Source organism: Corallococcus sp. Z5C101001 (assembly GCF_007352635.1).
GTDB classification, from domain to species: domain Bacteria; phylum Myxococcota; class Myxococcia; order Myxococcales; family Myxococcaceae; genus Corallococcus; species Corallococcus silvisoli.
Map to the genome: position 1 here is coordinate 390,306 of NZ_VKLU01000009.1, position 16,675 is coordinate 406,980.

Genomic DNA, 16,675 nt, shown 5'->3' on the forward strand with positions numbered 1-16,675 from the left:
GTGCCGGAGCATCAGGAGAGTCACCATGGAAGTCCGGTTCTTCGGGGTTCGAGGCAGCATCGCGGTGTCGGGCTCGCGCATCGGCGGCAACACGGCGTGCGTGGAGGTGACGAGCCAGGGTGAGCGGTTGATCCTCGACGCGGGCACGGGCATCCGCACGCTGGGCGAGGTGATGCTGCGCGAGGGCGCGCCGCGGAAGGCGACGATGTTCTTCTCACACCTGCACTGGGATCACGTGCAGGGCTTCCCCTTCTTCACGCCCGCCTACCTGCCCACGACGTCGCTGACGCTGTACGGCCCGGGTGCCAACGGCGCGCAGGCGTTGGAGTCCACGCTGTCGCAGCAGATGCGCCCGCCGCAGTTCCCGGTGCCCCTGTCCACCATGCGCTCGAAGATGGCCTTTGGCGCCGCGGTGCACGGCCGCACGGTGGAGGTGGGCCCCTTCAAGGTGACGCCCATCGACGTGCCGCACCCGGACGGGTGCATGGCCTACCGCGTGGAGGCGGACGGCCACTCGTTCGTGTACGCGACGGACGTGGAGCTGCCGGAGCGCCTCACGGCGGACGTGGCCCACCACTTCGAGGGCGCGGACGCGCTGTGCCTGGACGCGCAGTACACCCCGGACGAGTACGAGGGGAAGACGGGCCTGTCCAAGAAGGGCTGGGGCCATTCGACGATGATGGACGCGGCCAAGGTCGCCCGTGACCTGAACGCCGGGCGGCTCTTCCTCTTCCACCATGATCCGTCCCACGCGGACGAGCTGCTGGAGGACATGGCGCAGCAGGCGCGCGGCCTGTTCCCCTTCACCGACCCCGCGCGCGAGGGCCAGCGCATGCTCCTGGGCCGCGCGGCGGGCGCATGAGCCTGCCGAGCCAGGAGCCCTGCGCTACACTGCCACGCGCGTCCTTCACGCTGCCGCCGCTGCCCGCCGCCATGCCCTCGTCCCCGCCGGATGTGTCGTCCCAGGTCCTGCTCCCCCTTGGCGGCCTCGTCGGGCGCGAGGTGGACCTGGACGCCTTCCTCCAGGCGCTCGTGGACCGCATCGCCATCACGCTCCAGGCGGACCGCGGCACGCTGTGGCTGTTGGATCCGGTGCGCCGCGAGCTCTTCAGCCGCGCCGCGCACCTGCCGGAGGTCGCGCAGATCCGCGTGAAGCTGGGCCAGGGCGTGGCGGGCTACGTGGCGGAGGCCGGGGAGCCCGTGCACGTGCCGGATCCGCGCGGCGAGCGGCGCTTCTTCGCGGACATCGACCGGATGACGGGCTACCGCACCATCAGCCTGGCCGCGGTGCCGCTGCGCGACGCGGCGGGCGCCGTGTACGGGGTGCTCCAGGTCCTCAACCGCCTGGGCGGCGGTCCCTTCACGGAGGACGACACCCGGAAGCTCACCGACATCGCGGCCCAGGTCAGCACCGCGCTCCAGACGACCAGCCTCTACCAGGAGCTCCAGCGCGCCAAGGATCAGCCGCAGGCCCCGGTGGGCTACTTCTTCAACCGCATCATCGGTGAAGCCCCGCCGCTCAAGGCCCTCTACCGCCTGGTGCAGAAGGCCGCGCCCACGGACGCGACGGTGCTGCTGCGCGGAGAGAGCGGCTGCGGCAAGGAGCTGTTCGCGCGCGCCATCCACGTCAACGGCCCCCGGCGCGACAAGCCCTTCGTGAAGGTGGACTGCGCGGCGCTGCCCGCCGCCCTCATCGAGAACGAGCTGTTCGGCCATGAGAAGGGCGCGTTCACCGGCGCGGACCACCGCGTGCCCGGCAAGTTCGAGGCGGCCGACGGTGGCACCGTCTTCATCGACGAGCTGGGGGAGCTGCCCCAGGCGGTGCAGGGCAAGCTGCTGCGCGTCCTCCAGGATCGCGAGTTCGAACGCGTGGGAGGCACCCAGGCCGTCAAGGTGGACGTGCGCATCGTCGCGGCCACCCACCGCGACCTGCCGCGCATGGTGGCGGAGGGCCGGTTCCGCGAGGACCTCTACTACCGCATCAAGGTCGTGGAGCTCCTGCTGCCCCCGCTGCGCGAGCGCGGCGCGGAGGACATCGAACGGCTCGCGCGCCACTTCGTCGCCACCGCCGCGAAGCGCCACCGGTTGCCCCCGCCCCGCCTCAGCGCCGCCGCCCTCGCGCGGCTCATGCGCTACCGCTGGCCCGGCAACGTGCGCGAGCTGGAGAACTGCATCGAGAGCGCCGTCGTGCTCTGCGAAGGCGAGATCCTGGAGGAGCACCTCCCCCTGCCCTCCCTGGACCGCGCGCTGTCCCCCGCGCCGTCCGTGCAGGAGCCCGCCCCCGCGCCGGAAGCCCCGCTGCTGCTCCCGCTGGCGGAAGTGGAGCGCCGCCACATCTTGCGAGTGCTGGAGGCGGTGAAGGGCAACCGCACCGCGGCGGCGCGGGCGCTGGAGATCGGCCGTAACACGCTGGCCCGGAAGCTCAAGGAGTACGGCCTGGCGGACGAGGGCTGACCCCCGTCCCGCTCTCGGTGACGGGGCCTCCTGCCCCCACGAGCGGCCGAGGAAGCGGAGTCCCGGCTGGGGGTGCCCTCCAGTGTTCAGGGGGGGCACCTATTCACAGGGCCGTTGTGCGAACCGCGAGGGCCGGACACCGGGAGGCGAACCCCCTCCCCCGGTTTCCCCCGTGCAGGACGTGCCCCTTGGGAAAGGAGCACGTCATGGCCGATATCCTGGATGTCCCTGCGGGCAGGCACCCCACCGCGCAGCCGGAGACGCACACAGGTCACATCCTCGTCATCTCCGTGGTGGCCGCGCTGGGTGGCTTCCTCTTCGGCTTCGATACGTCCGTCATCAACGGCACGGTCGGAGCGCTCCAGACGCAATTCGCGGCGAGCAGCCTGGCGCTGGGGCTCGCGGTGTCGTCCGCGCTCATCGGCTCCGCGGCCGGCGCGTTCCTGGCGGGCCACGTCGCGGACCGGTACGGCCGCAAGCGCACCATGCTCATCGCCTCCGGCCTGTTCACCATCAGCGCCATCGGCTCCGGGTTCGCGTTCTCCCTGTGGGACCTGAGCTTCTGGCGGCTGGTGGGCGGGCTGGGCGTCGGCGCCGCCAGCGTCGTGGCGCCCGCGTACATCGCGGAGATCGCTCCGGCGCACCTGCGCGGACGGCTCGCGTCGCTGCAACAACTGGCCATCGTGGTGGGCATCTTCATGGCCCTGCTCGGGGACTTCGCCATCGCGAGATCCGCGGGCTCCGCCTCCAACCCCGGCTGGCTCGGCATGACCGCGTGGCGGTGGATGTTCTTCAGCGGTCTGCCTCCCGCGATCCTCTACGGCGTGGGCTCGCTCTTCATCCCCGAGTCCCCCCGCTATCTCGTGGCCAAGGGGCGTGAGCAGGAGGCGCTCGGCGTCCTTCGCGGCATCGAGGGAGACACCGCGCCGTCCAAGGTCGTGGAGATCCGCAACTCGCTGCGCACCAACTACACCCCGCACATGGCGGACCTGAAGGGCGGCCGCTTTGGCTTCCTGCCCATCGTGTGGATTGGCATCGTGCTCGCGATGCTTCAACAGTTCGTGGGCATCAACGTCATCTTCTACTACTCCAGCGTCCTCTGGCAGGCGGTGGGCTTCTCCGAGCAGAACTCGCTGGCCATCACCGTCATCACCAGCGTCACCAACATCCTCACCACGCTCGTCGCCATCGCGTTCGTGGACAAGATCGGCCGGAAGCCGCTGCTCATCATCGGCTCCGTCGGCATGGCGCTGACGCTGGGGCTCTTGGCGTACCTGTTCGGCACCGCCCCCCTGGACGCCGCGGGCAAGCCGGTGCTCCAGGGCGCGGCGGGCACCACGGCGCTCATCGCGGCCAACCTCTACGTCGTCTTCTTCGGCTTCTCGTGGGGCCCCGTCGTCTGGGTGCTGTTGGGGGAGATGTTCCCCAACCGCATCCGCGCGCTCGCGCTCTCCATCGCGGCCATGGCGCAGTGGCTGGCCAACTTCCTGGTCTCCGCCACCTTCCCGTCGCTCAAGGCCCTCGGGTTGGGCTGGGCCTACGGCCTGTATGCCGCGGCGGCCGTCTTCTCCATCTTCTTCGCCGCTCGGTACATCAAGGAGACCAAGGGTCGGGAGCTGGAACAGATGTAGCCCGGCGAGGCAGGGTCACACCTGGGAGCCCGTACACCTGTACGGGCTTTCTCCATTTACACGCGCCGACTGGGTTGGAAAACACCTGATCCATTTGACACCCGGGGTCAGGGCCTTCCAGCATCTGCTTCATGCTGAAACATTCCCCCGCTCGGACTCGACTGGCGAGCATCGTGCTCGCTTCCTTCCTCCTCGCCCTGACTGCCTGCTCCGGCACCGACGATCCACCTCCTGATGGCGGCGTCACGCCCGGTACGGATGGCAGCGTCATCGAAACCGACGGTGGGACGGATGGGGGCAGTGACACCCTGCCCGACGGCGGCCCGTACGATCCGGGCCCTGCCGTCTGTGGCGACGGCAAGCACCAGAAGGGTGAGGCGTGCGACGACGGCAACACCACGTCCGGCGACGGCTGCAAGGCGAACTGCCTGGAGGTCGAGGCCGGCTATGCCTGCCCGACGCCCGGCCAGGCGTGCGTGAAGACGGCGGCCTGCGGCAACGGCCTGCTCGAGGCTGGCGAGATCTGTGACGACCGCAACACGGTCTCCGGCGACGGCTGCTCGGCGGACTGCAAGACCGTGGAGTCGGGTTGGACGTGCCCCCTCCAGGGCCAGCGCTGCAAGGCAGCGCAGTGCGGTGACGGCATCATCGCGGGTGAAGAGGAGTGCGAGGACGGCAACGCCACCAAGGGCGACGGTTGCAGCGACACCTGCCGCCTGGAGCAGGGCTACAAGTGCGACGTGCTGGGCCAGCCGTGCACCAAGACGGTCTGCGGTGACGGCAAGAAGGAAGGCACCGAGCAGTGCGACGACGGCAACCACGACATGGGCGACGGCTGCTCGCCGCTGTGCGTGCTGGAGCCCAAGTGCGTGAACGGCACCTGCGAGGCCCGCTGCGGCGACGGCGTCATCCTCCCGGGTGACACCACCGAGGAGTGCGACGACGGCAACCTGCGCGCCAACGACGGCTGCTCGCCGACGTGCAAGCTGGAGCCGGGCTTCGCTTGTGTTCGCATCACCGAGTCTCCTCCTGACGTGGTGGAGATCCCCGTCGTCTATCGCGACTTCTGCGGCATGGGCGGCGGACAGGGCTGCAGCGCTCCCGCGACCCGTCACCCTGACTTCGAGGATGCCAACGGCGCGGAGCAGGGGATCGTGGGCGCGAAGTACGGGCCGCTTGGCTCGGATGGCAAGCCCATCTACGCCAAGGGCGCCACCGGCAACGGCGGAGTCACCCATGGCAAGACGGCCTTCGACCAGTGGTATCGCGACACGCCGAACGTCAACGTCACGGAGGTCAGCACCCTGAAGCTCAGCAAGCAGGGCAATGGCTCCTACCTGTTCAACAACCAGACCTTCTTCCCGCTCGACAACGGCGGCTGGGTGAAGCTGGGCAAGGAGAACAAGCTCAACGACGGCAGCGGCGTCCCGCGCAACTTCAGCTTCACCAGCGAGACGCGCTACTGGTTTGAGTTCAAGGGCACCGAGGAGCTGACGTTCCTGGGTGACGACGACGTGTGGGTGTTCATCAACGGCAAGCTCGCCCTGGACCTGGGTGGCGTGCACGGCGCCACGTCCGGCACGGTCTCGCTGGCGAATGGGCCCACCGTCACGGGCCTGGGTCTGGTGAAGGGCAAGATCTACGAGGTCGTCGTGTTCCAGGCGGAGCGCCACACGTCCGCGTCCTCGTACAAGCTGACCCTGAACAACTTCGAGACGCAGCGCACCGAGTGCAAGTCCACCTGCGGTAACGGCACCCTCGATGCGGGTGAGCAGTGCGACCAGGGCAACAACAACGGCCCCGGCTACGGCAAGTGCAGCCTGACCTGCATCTGGAACGCCCGCTGCGGCGACGGCATCATCCAGGCCGACGATGGCGAGGAGTGCGACGACGGCAACACCACCGCGCGCGACGGCTGCAGCCCCACCTGCCGCGTCGAGATCGGCTGATGCCGTCCGCCCCGGCGCCTTCCCGGGCCGGGGCCCTCCGTCCGGACCTCACAGGGTCCGGGCGAGCATGACCCCGGCGGCCAGGGACAACACCCCGGCCGCCGCGAAGTGCCTCCAGGCCCGGCGGGACAACTCCCCGCCGGTGCCCGCGGCCTCTTCCCCCAGCACCACCTGCGCCGGACGCCCCCCGCGCCCGCGCAGCTCGTAGGTCCCGTCGAGGAAGCCCCGCCGCAGCTCCCCCACCACCAGACACGCCTCACCGGGCGCGCCCACGCGCTCCCAGGACAGCGCCTGTCCGGGAGCACCCAGCAGCTCCGCCCGAGTGAGCGCGGGCACCGTCACGCACCGGCGGACCTCCACCGGCGCCAGGAGCGCGGAGGGCACGAAGCCCACCGCCGCCCGCGTCCGCTCTCCCCTCAGCAGCAGCATCGGCGCGTACGCGCGCTCCCGCGACAGGAGCGGGCCCTTCTGGCCTTGCTTTCCCACCGCGTGCACCGCCGCGTCGTAGAAGGCGCAAGGCACGCCGCCCGGCGATGTCAGTGTCTCCAGGCACTCCAGCCGGCCCCGGTACACCCCGAAGCCCGGAGGCCGCCCCGCGCGCAGGGCCTCCACCGCCTCATCCAGGGACCGCGGCGCGGCGCCACGCAAGGTGTCCGCCCGCAGACGCATCCGTGCCCCCAGGGCCGACGCGCCCGCGGCGAGCACCAGCAGCCCTCCACCCACCGCCTTCACGAGCACGTCCGGCGACACGGGAACCAGCGGCGCTCCGCGCATCCACGGGACGAAGAGCACGAGCCCCAGGGCCAGGGCCCCGAAGCCCCCCAGCAACCCGCACGGCCGGGAGCCAGCTGGCGCGCGCCCCAGGGTGAACGTCGCCCAGAGCAGCAGGGCCAGCCCCACCCCGCAGAGCGGCAGCAGCAGGACGCGTCCCAGGTCCATGTCCATCTCCCCCACCCGCGCGCCGGGCGGCCCCGCGACGGCGGAGCCCGGCGGGAGCAAGGTGGGAACGCACGGGCGGAGCGGCAAGCCCCACCCGCGGGGACGGACTACTCGCCGGTGGCGACGCGGCGCACGGGGCGCTCCTGGAGCCGCCCCACCACCTTCAGGTCATCGAAGGTGCACTTCAGGTTGCGGCATCCCAGGGCCAGCTTTCCCACCCGGCCCTCGAAGCCCGGCAGCACCTTGCTGGCGAAGAGCTTCTTGTTGAGGAAGGCGTCCACCCGCACGCCGCTCTTCTGCTTCTTCAGCTGGAGGCGCACCAGGAACGGGCCCTGACGGGGCACCGGCATCTCGTCCTGGACCAGGTTCTTGGTGTCCTCCGCGCTGTTGCCAACAATCTCCCGCCCGTCGTCCGGCGAGAAGTAGCGCCACGACAGGCGCATTCCCGCGTCCGGGATGGCGAAGACGGACACCTGCACGTCGCGGATGCGGAACGCCAGCTCCCCGAAGTGCTGCCCGTCCTCTTCCACCGACCACTCGCGGCCCAGCGGCCTCACGTCCATCAGCACCTCGGCCGTGAAGTCGTCGCTGCTGAAATAGCGGTGGGCCAGGTACGCGCGCGGCACCAGCTTGCCGTCCGCCTCCATCCCGGCCTGGATCACCTGCAGCTCCTGGTTCTTCATCTCCCAGGAGCCGCTGTGGACGTTGAACTCCTCCTCGCCCGGCTCGAAGCCCACTTCCAGGGTGGAGGTGTCCGAGCCCGGCGCGGGCGGGGTGAGCTTCAAGCCGGCGAACACCTCCCCTTCCGTGTTGGGCGGGAAGTGCTGCGCGGTCTGCACCGGCTTCTGGCGGCCCAGGCCGTACTCCTCGTCACCCAGGCGCAGGCTCACCGGGCCCACGAAGGCGCGCACCGCGAAGCCCAGCAGCGCCAGGCCGCCCACCACGGACAGGCCGGTGCGCACCCGGCCCCAGCCCGCGTGGAACTTCTCCAGCATCACCGCTTCGGGCCGCGACGCGAGCCTCCTGGCGTCCGCGTGCGAAGGCTGCGCGCGCGCCAGCTCCGACGCCGGCGCCACGTGCGGCGACGACGTGGTGGAGACCAACACTTCCAGCGCCTCGCACACCTCCGTGGCGGTGGCGTAGCGGGACTCGCGGTCCGTCTCCAGCAGGCGCTCCACCACCGGATCCAGGCGCGGATCCAGGCCGCGCACGCGCTGGGACGGCAGCTTGAAGCGGCCCACGGGCAGCTCCCCCGTGAGCGCCTCGTACATCATCACGCCCAGGGAGAAGAGGTCCGCCCGCCCATCCACGTTCTTCGCGTCCCGGCGCTGCTCCGGGGCCATGTAGTTGAGCGTGCCCATGGCCACCGCCGTCGCGGTGAGGTGCTTCTCCGAATCCGGCTCGCGGATCCCCGCGAGGCCGAAGTCCGCCACCTTCGCGTGCAGCCGCCCGTCCAGCAGGATGTTCTCCGGCTTCAGGTCGCGGTGGATGATGTTCTTGGCGTGCGCGCACTCCACGGCGCGCGCCACCTGAAGCAGCACCTTCAGCGCCTGCGGGGGCGCCAGCGGATCGCGCCCGCCCAGCGCGTGGCGCAGCGACTGGCCCTCCACGTACTCCATGACGAAGTAGTAGTGCTCGCCCGCCACGCCCCGGTCGATGATCTGCACGATGTTCGGGTGGGACAGGGTCGCCAGCGCCGTGGCCTCCTTGTCGAAGCGCGACACGAACTCCGCGTCCTTCGCCAGCCGGGGCGGCAGCACCTTCACCGCCACCGTGCGGCCCAGGGACTGCTGGCGCGCGAGCCACACCTCGCCCATCCCGCCGCGCCCCAGCACCTCCAGGAGCTCCAGGCCCGGCAGCTGGGGCTTCGCGCCCGACAGCACCGTCTCCGCCGTCTCCACGCGAACGGACGTGTCCACCGGAGCCCGGGGCGCACGCACGCCCGGCGTCGCTGAGCGCACCAGGGTGGCTCCGTCCATCACCGCCTCTGGCTCCGACGAAGGCAGCGCCACCCCCGAGGACTGGGCGCTCACGCCCGCGGCGGCGGGTACCCCCCCCGCGGCGACGTCGCCCTCCTCCCCCTTCCCCACGCCATCCGGTCGCGGGATGTTCATCTCGGTTCCCCCTGGGACGCTGGAGCCGGCCCTCATCTCCTGTCCCACCGTGTCCTCCCTGTCCGTCCCAACACCGGGAGCGGCGGAAGGTGACATCGATTCTGGCGGATCATCCGCCGTGCGCGGCACGAACGTCACCGCGGCGCCTGCTTCCTCGTCCGCCGGGACGGCCATGCGGAGGCCCGACACGTCGGCTGGACGGATGCCCGACACGTCCGCGCGGCGGACCTCGAACCGGATGCCGCAGCGGCACGTGACCTTCTGGCCGCTCACGTACACCCGGGTGTCGTGCACCGTGCCGCAGTTGGGGCACGACTGCGTGGGCATCAAGGACGAGGAGCGCACCGTCAGCGCACCTTGCGGGAGGTGGAGGTGGTCAGCTCCGCGCCGTGCACGCGGAAGGTCTGCACGCCCTTCTCCTTGCCCTTCACCTGGAGCACCGGCAGCTCCTCCACGTCGAAGCCCGGACCGGATTTGCGCACCGTGACCTCCGACGCGAGCACCTCGCCGCTCTTCGCGATGCCGCACAGCCGCGACGCGGTGTTCACGGTGTCGCCAATGGCGGTGAACTCGTGCCGCTCCGCGCTGCCCATGTAGCCCACGACGGCCTGCCCGGTGTTGACGCCAATGCCCACCTCGATGGGCTTCTTGCCGTCCAGCACGCGCTGCCGGTTGAGCTCCGTGACGGCGTCCTGCATCTCCAGCGCCGCCCGCAGCGCGCGGGCCGGATCATCCGGGTGCGACGACGGCGGTCCCCACACCGCCATCACGCAGTCCCCGATGAACTTGTCCAGGTTGCCCTCGTAGCGGAACACCACGTCCGCCATGGCGGTGAAGAAGCTGTTGAGCATCGACACCACCTCCTGCGGCGAGTCGCTCTCCGCCAGGGTGGTGAAGCCGCGGATGTCCGCGAACAGGCAGCTCACCTCCGCGAGCCGGCTCTGGCGCAGGTCCTCCGTGCCGCCGTTGATCACCGCGTCCGCCACCGCCTTGGACAGGAAGCGCGACAGCTCCGCGCGCGTCACCGCCTCGTTGCGGATCTGCTCCGCCAGGGCCGCGTTCTCCAGCGCGATGCCCGCCTGCGCGGCGATGCCGGACAGGATGGTCAGGTCCTTCTCCGAGAAGGCGTTGATCTGCTGCCGGCTGTCCAGGAAGAGCACTGCCTGGATGTCGCCGTTCACCATCAGCGGCACCGCCATGGCGGAGCGGATGCCCTGCGCCACGATGCTCTCCGCCGCGGAGAAGCGCTCGTCGATGATGGCGTCCGCCGTGAGCACCGCCTTGCCCGTCTCCACCACGCGCTTGAGCACGGTGTCCGACAGCATGACGTTCACCTGCTTGCCCTGCCGGTGGTGCACCGCGGCCGGGATGAACTCCCCCTCTGGCCCCACCTTCAGGATGACGCCGTGGTCGGCCGCCAGCAGCTCGAAGGCCACCTTGAGGATCTGCTCGAACAGGTCGTCCTGGTTGCCCTTGAGGCTCACCTGCCGGTGGAACTCGTGCGCGATGCGCAGCTTCTCGTAGTCCCGGCGCAGCGCCGCCGTGTCCGTCACCTGGTCGGACGGGCGGAAGTTCTGCGGCACCTGGTCCATCTGGGCCAGGAAGGCCGGCATGGAGACGGCGTTCGCCACCACCGTCACGCCCGGCAGCGTGGGGGGATTGGCCCCGCCCGCCGCCGCCTCTCCGCTGTGGAAGACGAGCCGCGAGGAGCCCAGGGCGATCTCGTCCCCGTCGCGCAGCCGCATCTCCCCCGTCACCCGGCGGCCGTTGATGAACGTGCCGTTGGACGAGTTGAGGTCGCGCAGGACGAAGTCGCGCCCCACCTTCTCGATGGTCGCGTGCTCCTTGGACACTTCCCGGTCCACCAGCCGCAGCGTGTTGGACGGGTGGCGGCCAAGCGACGTCGTCGCGCCCAGGGGAAACTCCCCCAGCGTCCCGTCCGCGAACCGCCCCGTCAGGTGCGGCCCGCGCGGGTGCGACCCGGACCTGGGCGGGAATGGGGCGGGTGCCTGGTTCACGCGCGAATCCTCACCGGCGCGGACACTACCAGAGCCTTCCGCCCCAAAGGAACGCTCGCGTCGGCCCCTGGGAGGACGCCCGGCGTCGCCCTGCACGGCCGGTCAGTCCCCGCCTCGGCGTCGCCACCCCCACCTCTCATGGAGACGGCGGGGCCACCAGCCCCGGGGCGCCGGGCGCCGGGACGGCGGAGGACCGGCGCTCGGGCGAGCGGAAGGCCAGACCGATGGACGGCAGGAAGGTCAGCCCGCCCAGGTCCCGCCGGGCGCCGAAGACGTTCGGCTTGCAGAAGACGTACCCCCCCGTCAGCTCGGCGTAGAAGTGCACGTAGCGGTACCCCACCGCGAAGCCCACCGTGGAGCCCACGAAGTGGCTGTTCACCTCGGTGGGCAGGCTCACGTCGAAGCCCGTCACCGGCGTGCCCCCCTGGGAGATGTCCACCAGCTGCGGGTCCATCCGGGTGTGGCTGAAGACGTACTTGGGGGCGCCGTAGAGCTTGAACACGTCGCCGTACTCCGCGCTCAGGTACAGCGGCACCTCCACGTCCCAGCGGTCGAAGTCGCCCAGGTGCACCACCTCCAGCACGTCCAGCGCCGCCCCGGAGAACAGGTGCTTGGACACCCCCAGCCCCAGCGCCAGGTCATAGGAGCGGCGCGAGTCCCCGCCTCCGTGGGCAAGCCGCGCCTTGCCGTCGAAGCGCAGCGAGTTGCCGCTGTAGCGCCCGCCCAGGTCCAGCCCGTCCAGCACGCCCACCCGCACCATCAGCTCCGGGTTGGTGCCCGGAGGCGCCACCACCAGCGCCAGCCCCGCCGTCAGCAGGCGCTGCTGGTCCTCCTCCGTGAGGGTGTAGGGGCGGCCCTCGTCCACCGCCCGCTTCGCCTCCCGCCCCTGGTCGATGCCCACATCCACCACCGTCGCGAGCGTGCCCACCGGGATGAACACCCCCATGCTGCCCGTCACCTGGACCTGCCCGGGCGACAGCGTCTTCGCCGTCTGCATCGTGGACAGCGGGGTCGCACACCCCACGAGGAGGCCCAGCGACAGGAGGGGAAGAGTTCTCATGGGGTTGCAGGTTATGCCCATTTCGGGCGCGAACGCTTCATTCCGCGCGCCCACGCTGCTAAGGGGGCTGTCGTGCGAATCAAGCAAAAACCCGAGGACTTCTCCGTGAAGGAGTCCTACCGCTTCGACGAGGTCGCCAGTGGGCGGCATCGTGTCTACCTCATGGACAAGCAGAAGCTGTCCACCTTCGACGCGGTGAACCGCATCCGCGAAGCGTTCGGCCTCAAGCCGGGCGCCATCAGCTACTGCGGCCTGAAGGACAAGCAGGGCCGCACCGAGCAGATCATCGCCGTGGACGGCGCGGACGTGGACATGCAGGAGGCCGACCTGCGCCTGAAGTTCCTGGGCCGGACGGACAAGCCGCTGTCGGCGCGCAACATCACCTCCAACCGCTTCTCCGTCACCGTGCGCGCCCTGACGCACGACTCGCTGGCGCCGCTCAACCTGGCCGCCGCGGAGGTCAACCGGCTGGGCGTGGTGAACTACTTCGACAGCCAGCGCTTCGGCGCGCTCAAGCACGGCCAGGGCTTCATCGCCAAGGACATCATCCGGGGCGACTTCGAGGCCGCGCTGCACAACTACTTCGCCCGCCCCTCGGATCTGGACCGCACCGAGGACGCCAAGGTGAAGGGCTTCTGGCGCGACAACTGGGGCCGCTGGGACGCGCGCGTGCCCTTCGAGGGCGCGAAGAAGTACCACCGCATCCTGCGCTCCCTGCGCGACAACCCGGGCGACTGGCTCAAGGCGTTCCTGCAGATCGACTCGGACTACCGGGCGATGATCCTCTTCGAGTACCAGAGCTTCCTCTGGAACGAGGGCGTCCGCCGCTACCTCCAGCTGATGCTGCCGCGCGAGCACATGTTCCCCATGCGCTACCAGGCCGGCACGCTGCTGCACTTCCGGGACGCCGCCCCGGACGTGCTCCACACCCTGCGCGAGAAGACCTTCCCGCTCGTCGGGCCGGACTCCACCTTCGAGGACCCCAAGGTGGCGGAGGCCATGACCTGGGTGCTGGGCCGGGAGAAGCTGAAGCTGGCCGACCTGCGCATCAAGGGCGCGGAGCGGATGCTCTACTTCAAGGAGGAGCAGCGCCCGCTGGTGATGTTCCCGCACAAGCTCGTCGTGGGCCGCACGCAGAACGACGACGTGAACCGGGGCGACATCAAGGTCAACGTGGCCTTCACGCTGCCCCCGGGCGCGTACGCCACGCTGGTCATCAAGCGCCTGTTCCACTTCGAGTACACGGAAGACACCAAGGAGGACGTGCGCGCCTCGCAGCGTCCGCGCCTCGTCACCGCCGAGCGCGAGGAGGCTCGGGGGGACACCGCCGCCCGGAGCGCCGCGCGTGAGGCGGAGGGGCCCTCGCGCCACCGCGCCCTGGCGAGCAAGCGCCTGCCCGCCGCCCCGGCCCGCGAGCCGCGTCCTCCCAGCCGCATTGGCCGTCCGGCCCGCCCGGGCCGCGAGGCGTCGCCGGAGGTCCATGAGTCCAAGGAGCCTCGGGAGTCCCGGGTCCGCACCGACCGCGCCGAGCGTCCTGCCCGGGCCGCCGCGCCCGTGGCCACGTTCACGGCCCCCGCCGCGCCGGAGCCGGAGATTCCGCTGGGCTTCCGGGCCAAGCAGAAGCAGCGCAAGCAGGTGAAGGCCGAGAGCCGGGCGGAGAAAGCCGAAAAGCAGCGCCTGGCCGCCGCCAAGTCCGCGAAAAAACAGAAGCGGAAGTGATGAAAGGGTGCGGCGCAATGGCCTTCCGTCACGCCCGTAGTCCAGGGCGTGACCGCTCTTGCCCTCGACTCGCTCCCCGTGGCCATCGGTATGCTGATGGCTGAGGACGCCGCCCCGCTCCCCTGGAAGGCGGACGTGCTGGCCGCCCGCAAGGGGGATCCGTCCGCTTTCGAAGCGCTCGTGCGCAGCGTGCAGCGCCCGGTGTACGGCCTGGCGCTGCGCCTGCTCCAGACGGAGGCGGAGGCGGCGGAGGTCGCGCAGGAGGCCCTCTTGCGCGCGTACCAGAACCTCCACCGCTACGACGAGGCGCGCCCGTTCGATCTCTGGGTGCTCGCCATCACGCGCAACCTCTGTCTGGACCTGCTCCGCCGCCGCACCAAGGTGCGCACCGAAGAGCTGGAGCCCATGAAGGAGGTGCTCCCCAGCCACGAAGCGTCCCAGGAGGAAGGGGCCATCGCGCGCGAGGAGCGGCAGTCGCTGGAGGCCGCCATGGAGACCCTGTCCGTGGACGACCGTGAAGTGCTGGCGCTCTATTACGTCCAGAAGCGCACCACGAAGGAGATCGCGCAGATCATGGGCTGCGCGCCGGGGACCATCATGGCGCGCTTGTTCCGCGCCCGTGAGAAGCTCCGCAAGAAGATGGCGCCCGCCGAGGAGGAGACGCGATGACCCCCACCCCCTGCCCCGACCTGGACGTCCTCTTCGCGGAGCTGGAAGCCGGTGAGGGCCCCGCGCTGGACCACGCCGCGGAGTGCGCCGCTTGCGCCGCGCTGATGGAGGACCACCGACTGCTGGAGCAGGACCTGTTCCGGCTGGCGGATCCGCTGCCGCCCCCTTCGCTCGTCGTCAACGTGATGGCGCGCGTCGCGGAGAGCCCCGTGCCGCAGCGGCGCGAGGTGTGGACGGGCCTGTCCATCCTGCTCACGTCCCTCTTCGCGGGGCTGGGCTTCCTGCTCACCAACGACCGGGCGCTCGGCCGCATGGGCACCGGGTTCGCGTCCACGGTGGGCTACACCCGCGCGTTCGTGGAGGGCCTGTCCAGCGGCGCGCACGCCCTGTGGAGCACCGCGGGGTTGGCGGTGGCCTGCTGCATCGCCCTCGTCGTGTTCTCCTCGCTGTTCGGCTTGAAGCGGCTCGTCGGCTCCCCTCCTCAGTCCCTCTCCGAAGCCTGAGCGTGTCCATGAAGATCCTCCCCCGCCTGCTGCTTCCCACGCTCCTGCTCGGCGCCCCCCTCGCCCTCGCGGAAGCCCCCCCGGCTCCGACCGCCGCCTCCGCCGCCGCTCCCGCCCGCACCATCGACGTGAGCTTCCGTGGCTCCCTGCGTGACGCGCTCAAGTCCATCGCGGAGAAGGGCGGCTTGAACCTCGTCGTCACCGGCGACCTGGACACCCCCGCGGAGGTGCGCCTGCGCGGCATCAGCGCCGAACAGGCCCTGCGCACCGTGGCCCGCGCGTACTCGCTCCGCTTGGAGCAGGACGGCTCCATCTTCACCCTGCGCCCGCTCACGGCCCGGGAGAAGGAGGCGGGCACGGCCACCGTGAGCGCCCCGCCGGCGCCAACGCCCCCGGCGGTGGCCGCCACGCCGCCGCCCCCGGCGCCGGACACGTCCGCCGCGGACGCGGAGTCCGACGAGTCCGAGGACTCCGCCGAGGACCTTGCCCAGGCGCGCGAGGAGGCGAAGCAGGCCGCGAAGGAGGAGGCGGAGGCGGCCAAGCAGCGCATCCGCGAGGAGCTCCGCAACTTCCGCGACAACTACCGGCATAAGCGGAGCAAGCGCGGCGCCAGGGACGTGGTGGCGCGCGGACAGAACCTGGAGGTGAAGCAGGGCGAGTCCGTGGAGAGCGCGGTCGTCTACGGCGGCAACCTCATCGTCCGGGGCACCGTGGAGGGCGACGCGGTCGCCTTCGGCGGCAACCTGGAGATCCACGGCCGCGTGGACGGCGACGCCCACTCCTTCGGCGGCAACGTCATCCTGGGTCCGGACGCGGAGGTGGACGGCGACGTGTCCGCCTTCGGCGGTCAGGTGCAGAAGGCGGACGGCGCCAATGTGTCGGGCAGCTTGGAGTCCTTCGGCGGCGCGGGGCTGGGCCGCATGTTGAGCGGAGAGATCAAGCGCGGCCTGCGGGACAGCCGGAGCCACGACGCCCCCGCGCGCGATAACGACGACGATGACGACCATGACGGCGGAGGCAGCAGCCTGGCCTGGTTCATCCTCGAGTTCGCGCTGCTCTTCGGCCTGGGCTTCCTGGGGCAGATGTTCTTCCCGGCGCGCATGAAGGAACTGGGCGAGGAGATCCGCGCCCGCCCCAACAAGAACCTCTTCGTGGGGGTGCTCGGCTCGCTGGCGCTCATCCCGCTGACCGTCGTCCTGTGCGTCACCCTCATCGGCATCCCCGTGGCGCTCGCCCTCCTGATCGCCTCCACGCTGGGCACGGCGCTGGGCTACGCGGCCCTCGCAAGCGAGCTGGGCACGCATCTGCCGGTGATGCGCGGCCGGAAGACGCAGGCGCTGGTGCTGGCCCTGGGGTTGGGGATCCTCCTCGTCGTCAGCCACATCCCGGTGGTGGGCATCCTTCTCAACCTTCTCCTCATCCCGCTGGCCTTCGGCGCCGTCATCCGCTCGCGCTTCGGCTACCGCCCCCCGGGCATGCCAGAGCCGCTCTTCCCCCGGCGCGAAGAACCGGTTTGACGCACCCGGCCTCAAGGCCACCCGGAATTGTCACAGCGCAGCATCGTTTCTCTCGAAGCCCCGCTCCCCGCGCACCGGGAGTGGGGCTTTTCCTTCTCCAAC

At 70.7% G+C, this 16,675-nt stretch carries 12 protein-coding genes; 8 read left to right on the forward strand and 4 right to left on the reverse strand.

The genetic code is table 11. From position 1 onward, the window contains the following. Positions 1 to 25 precede the first annotated feature (25 nt). From FOF48_RS22040 to FOF48_RS22055, 4 genes are all read left to right on the forward strand, one after another. Positions 26 to 862, forward strand: a complete 837-nt coding sequence (locus tag FOF48_RS22040; RefSeq protein WP_143904713.1) for an MBL fold metallo-hydrolase — start codon at positions 26 to 28, stop codon at positions 860 to 862. Then, positions 859 to 2,454, forward strand: a complete 1,596-nt coding sequence (locus FOF48_RS22045) for a sigma-54-dependent Fis family transcriptional regulator (protein WP_143904714.1) — start codon at positions 859 to 861, stop codon at positions 2,452 to 2,454. The genes FOF48_RS22040 and FOF48_RS22045 overlap by 4 nt, the downstream gene beginning before the upstream one ends. 206 nt (positions 2,455 to 2,660) lie before the next feature. Further along, complete coding sequence (locus FOF48_RS22050) at positions 2,661 to 4,085, forward strand: sugar porter family MFS transporter (protein ID WP_143904715.1); 1,425 nt, start codon at positions 2,661 to 2,663, stop codon at positions 4,083 to 4,085. Between the two features lie 131 nt (positions 4,086 to 4,216). Beyond that, complete coding sequence (locus FOF48_RS22055) at positions 4,217 to 6,034, forward strand: DUF4215 domain-containing protein (protein ID WP_143904716.1); 1,818 nt, start codon at positions 4,217 to 4,219, stop codon at positions 6,032 to 6,034. A gap of 48 nt (positions 6,035 to 6,082) precedes the next feature. Here the strand turns inward: FOF48_RS22055 and FOF48_RS22060 are convergent, their stop codons facing one another. The 4 genes from FOF48_RS22060 to FOF48_RS22075 form a co-directional block, all read right to left on the reverse strand. Continuing rightward, positions 6,083 to 6,973: a hypothetical protein gene (locus FOF48_RS22060; protein WP_143904717.1), complete on the reverse strand. Its 891-nt coding sequence runs from the start codon at positions 6,971 to 6,973 to the stop codon at positions 6,083 to 6,085. Between the two features lie 107 nt (positions 6,974 to 7,080). Beyond that, on the reverse strand, positions 7,081 to 9,414 hold the full coding sequence (locus FOF48_RS22065) for a serine/threonine-protein kinase (RefSeq protein WP_255442546.1): 2,334 nt from the start codon (positions 9,412 to 9,414) through the stop codon (positions 7,081 to 7,083). A 20-nt stretch (positions 9,415 to 9,434) separates the two neighbouring features. Continuing rightward, a complete protein-coding gene (locus FOF48_RS22070) occupies positions 9,435 to 11,105 on the reverse strand; it encodes an adenylate/guanylate cyclase domain-containing protein (RefSeq protein ID WP_143904718.1) in 1,671 nt (556 codons plus the stop codon). Positions 11,106 to 11,241: 136 nt separating this feature from the next. Continuing rightward, positions 11,242 to 12,165: a hypothetical protein gene (locus tag FOF48_RS22075; RefSeq protein WP_143904719.1), complete on the reverse strand. Its 924-nt coding sequence runs from the start codon at positions 12,163 to 12,165 to the stop codon at positions 11,242 to 11,244. A 72-nt stretch (positions 12,166 to 12,237) separates the two neighbouring features. On the opposite strand from FOF48_RS22075, the gene truD reads away from it, so the two are divergent. The 4 genes from truD (at position 12,238) to FOF48_RS22095 (ending at position 16,573) form a co-directional block, all read left to right on the forward strand. Further along, positions 12,238 to 13,884: a tRNA pseudouridine(13) synthase TruD gene (gene truD / locus FOF48_RS22080; protein ID WP_143904720.1), complete on the forward strand. Its 1,647-nt coding sequence runs from the start codon at positions 12,238 to 12,240 to the stop codon at positions 13,882 to 13,884. A gap of 96 nt (positions 13,885 to 13,980) precedes the next feature. After that, positions 13,981 to 14,553: an RNA polymerase sigma factor gene (locus FOF48_RS22085; RefSeq protein WP_186002015.1), complete on the forward strand. Its 573-nt coding sequence runs from the start codon at positions 13,981 to 13,983 to the stop codon at positions 14,551 to 14,553. Beyond that, positions 14,550 to 15,056 (forward strand): hypothetical protein, encoded by a 507-nt coding sequence (locus FOF48_RS22090; protein ID WP_143904722.1) that lies wholly within the window; start codon positions 14,550 to 14,552, stop codon positions 15,054 to 15,056. Before FOF48_RS22085 ends, FOF48_RS22090 begins: the two co-directional genes overlap by 4 nt. Before the next feature lie 8 nt (positions 15,057 to 15,064). Beyond that, positions 15,065 to 16,573 carry a polymer-forming cytoskeletal protein gene (locus FOF48_RS22095; RefSeq protein WP_143904723.1) on the forward strand — a complete coding sequence of 503 codons (1,509 nt, stop codon included), beginning with the start codon at positions 15,065 to 15,067 and terminating at the stop codon, positions 16,571 to 16,573. The last annotated feature ends 102 nt before the right edge of the window (positions 16,574 to 16,675 follow it).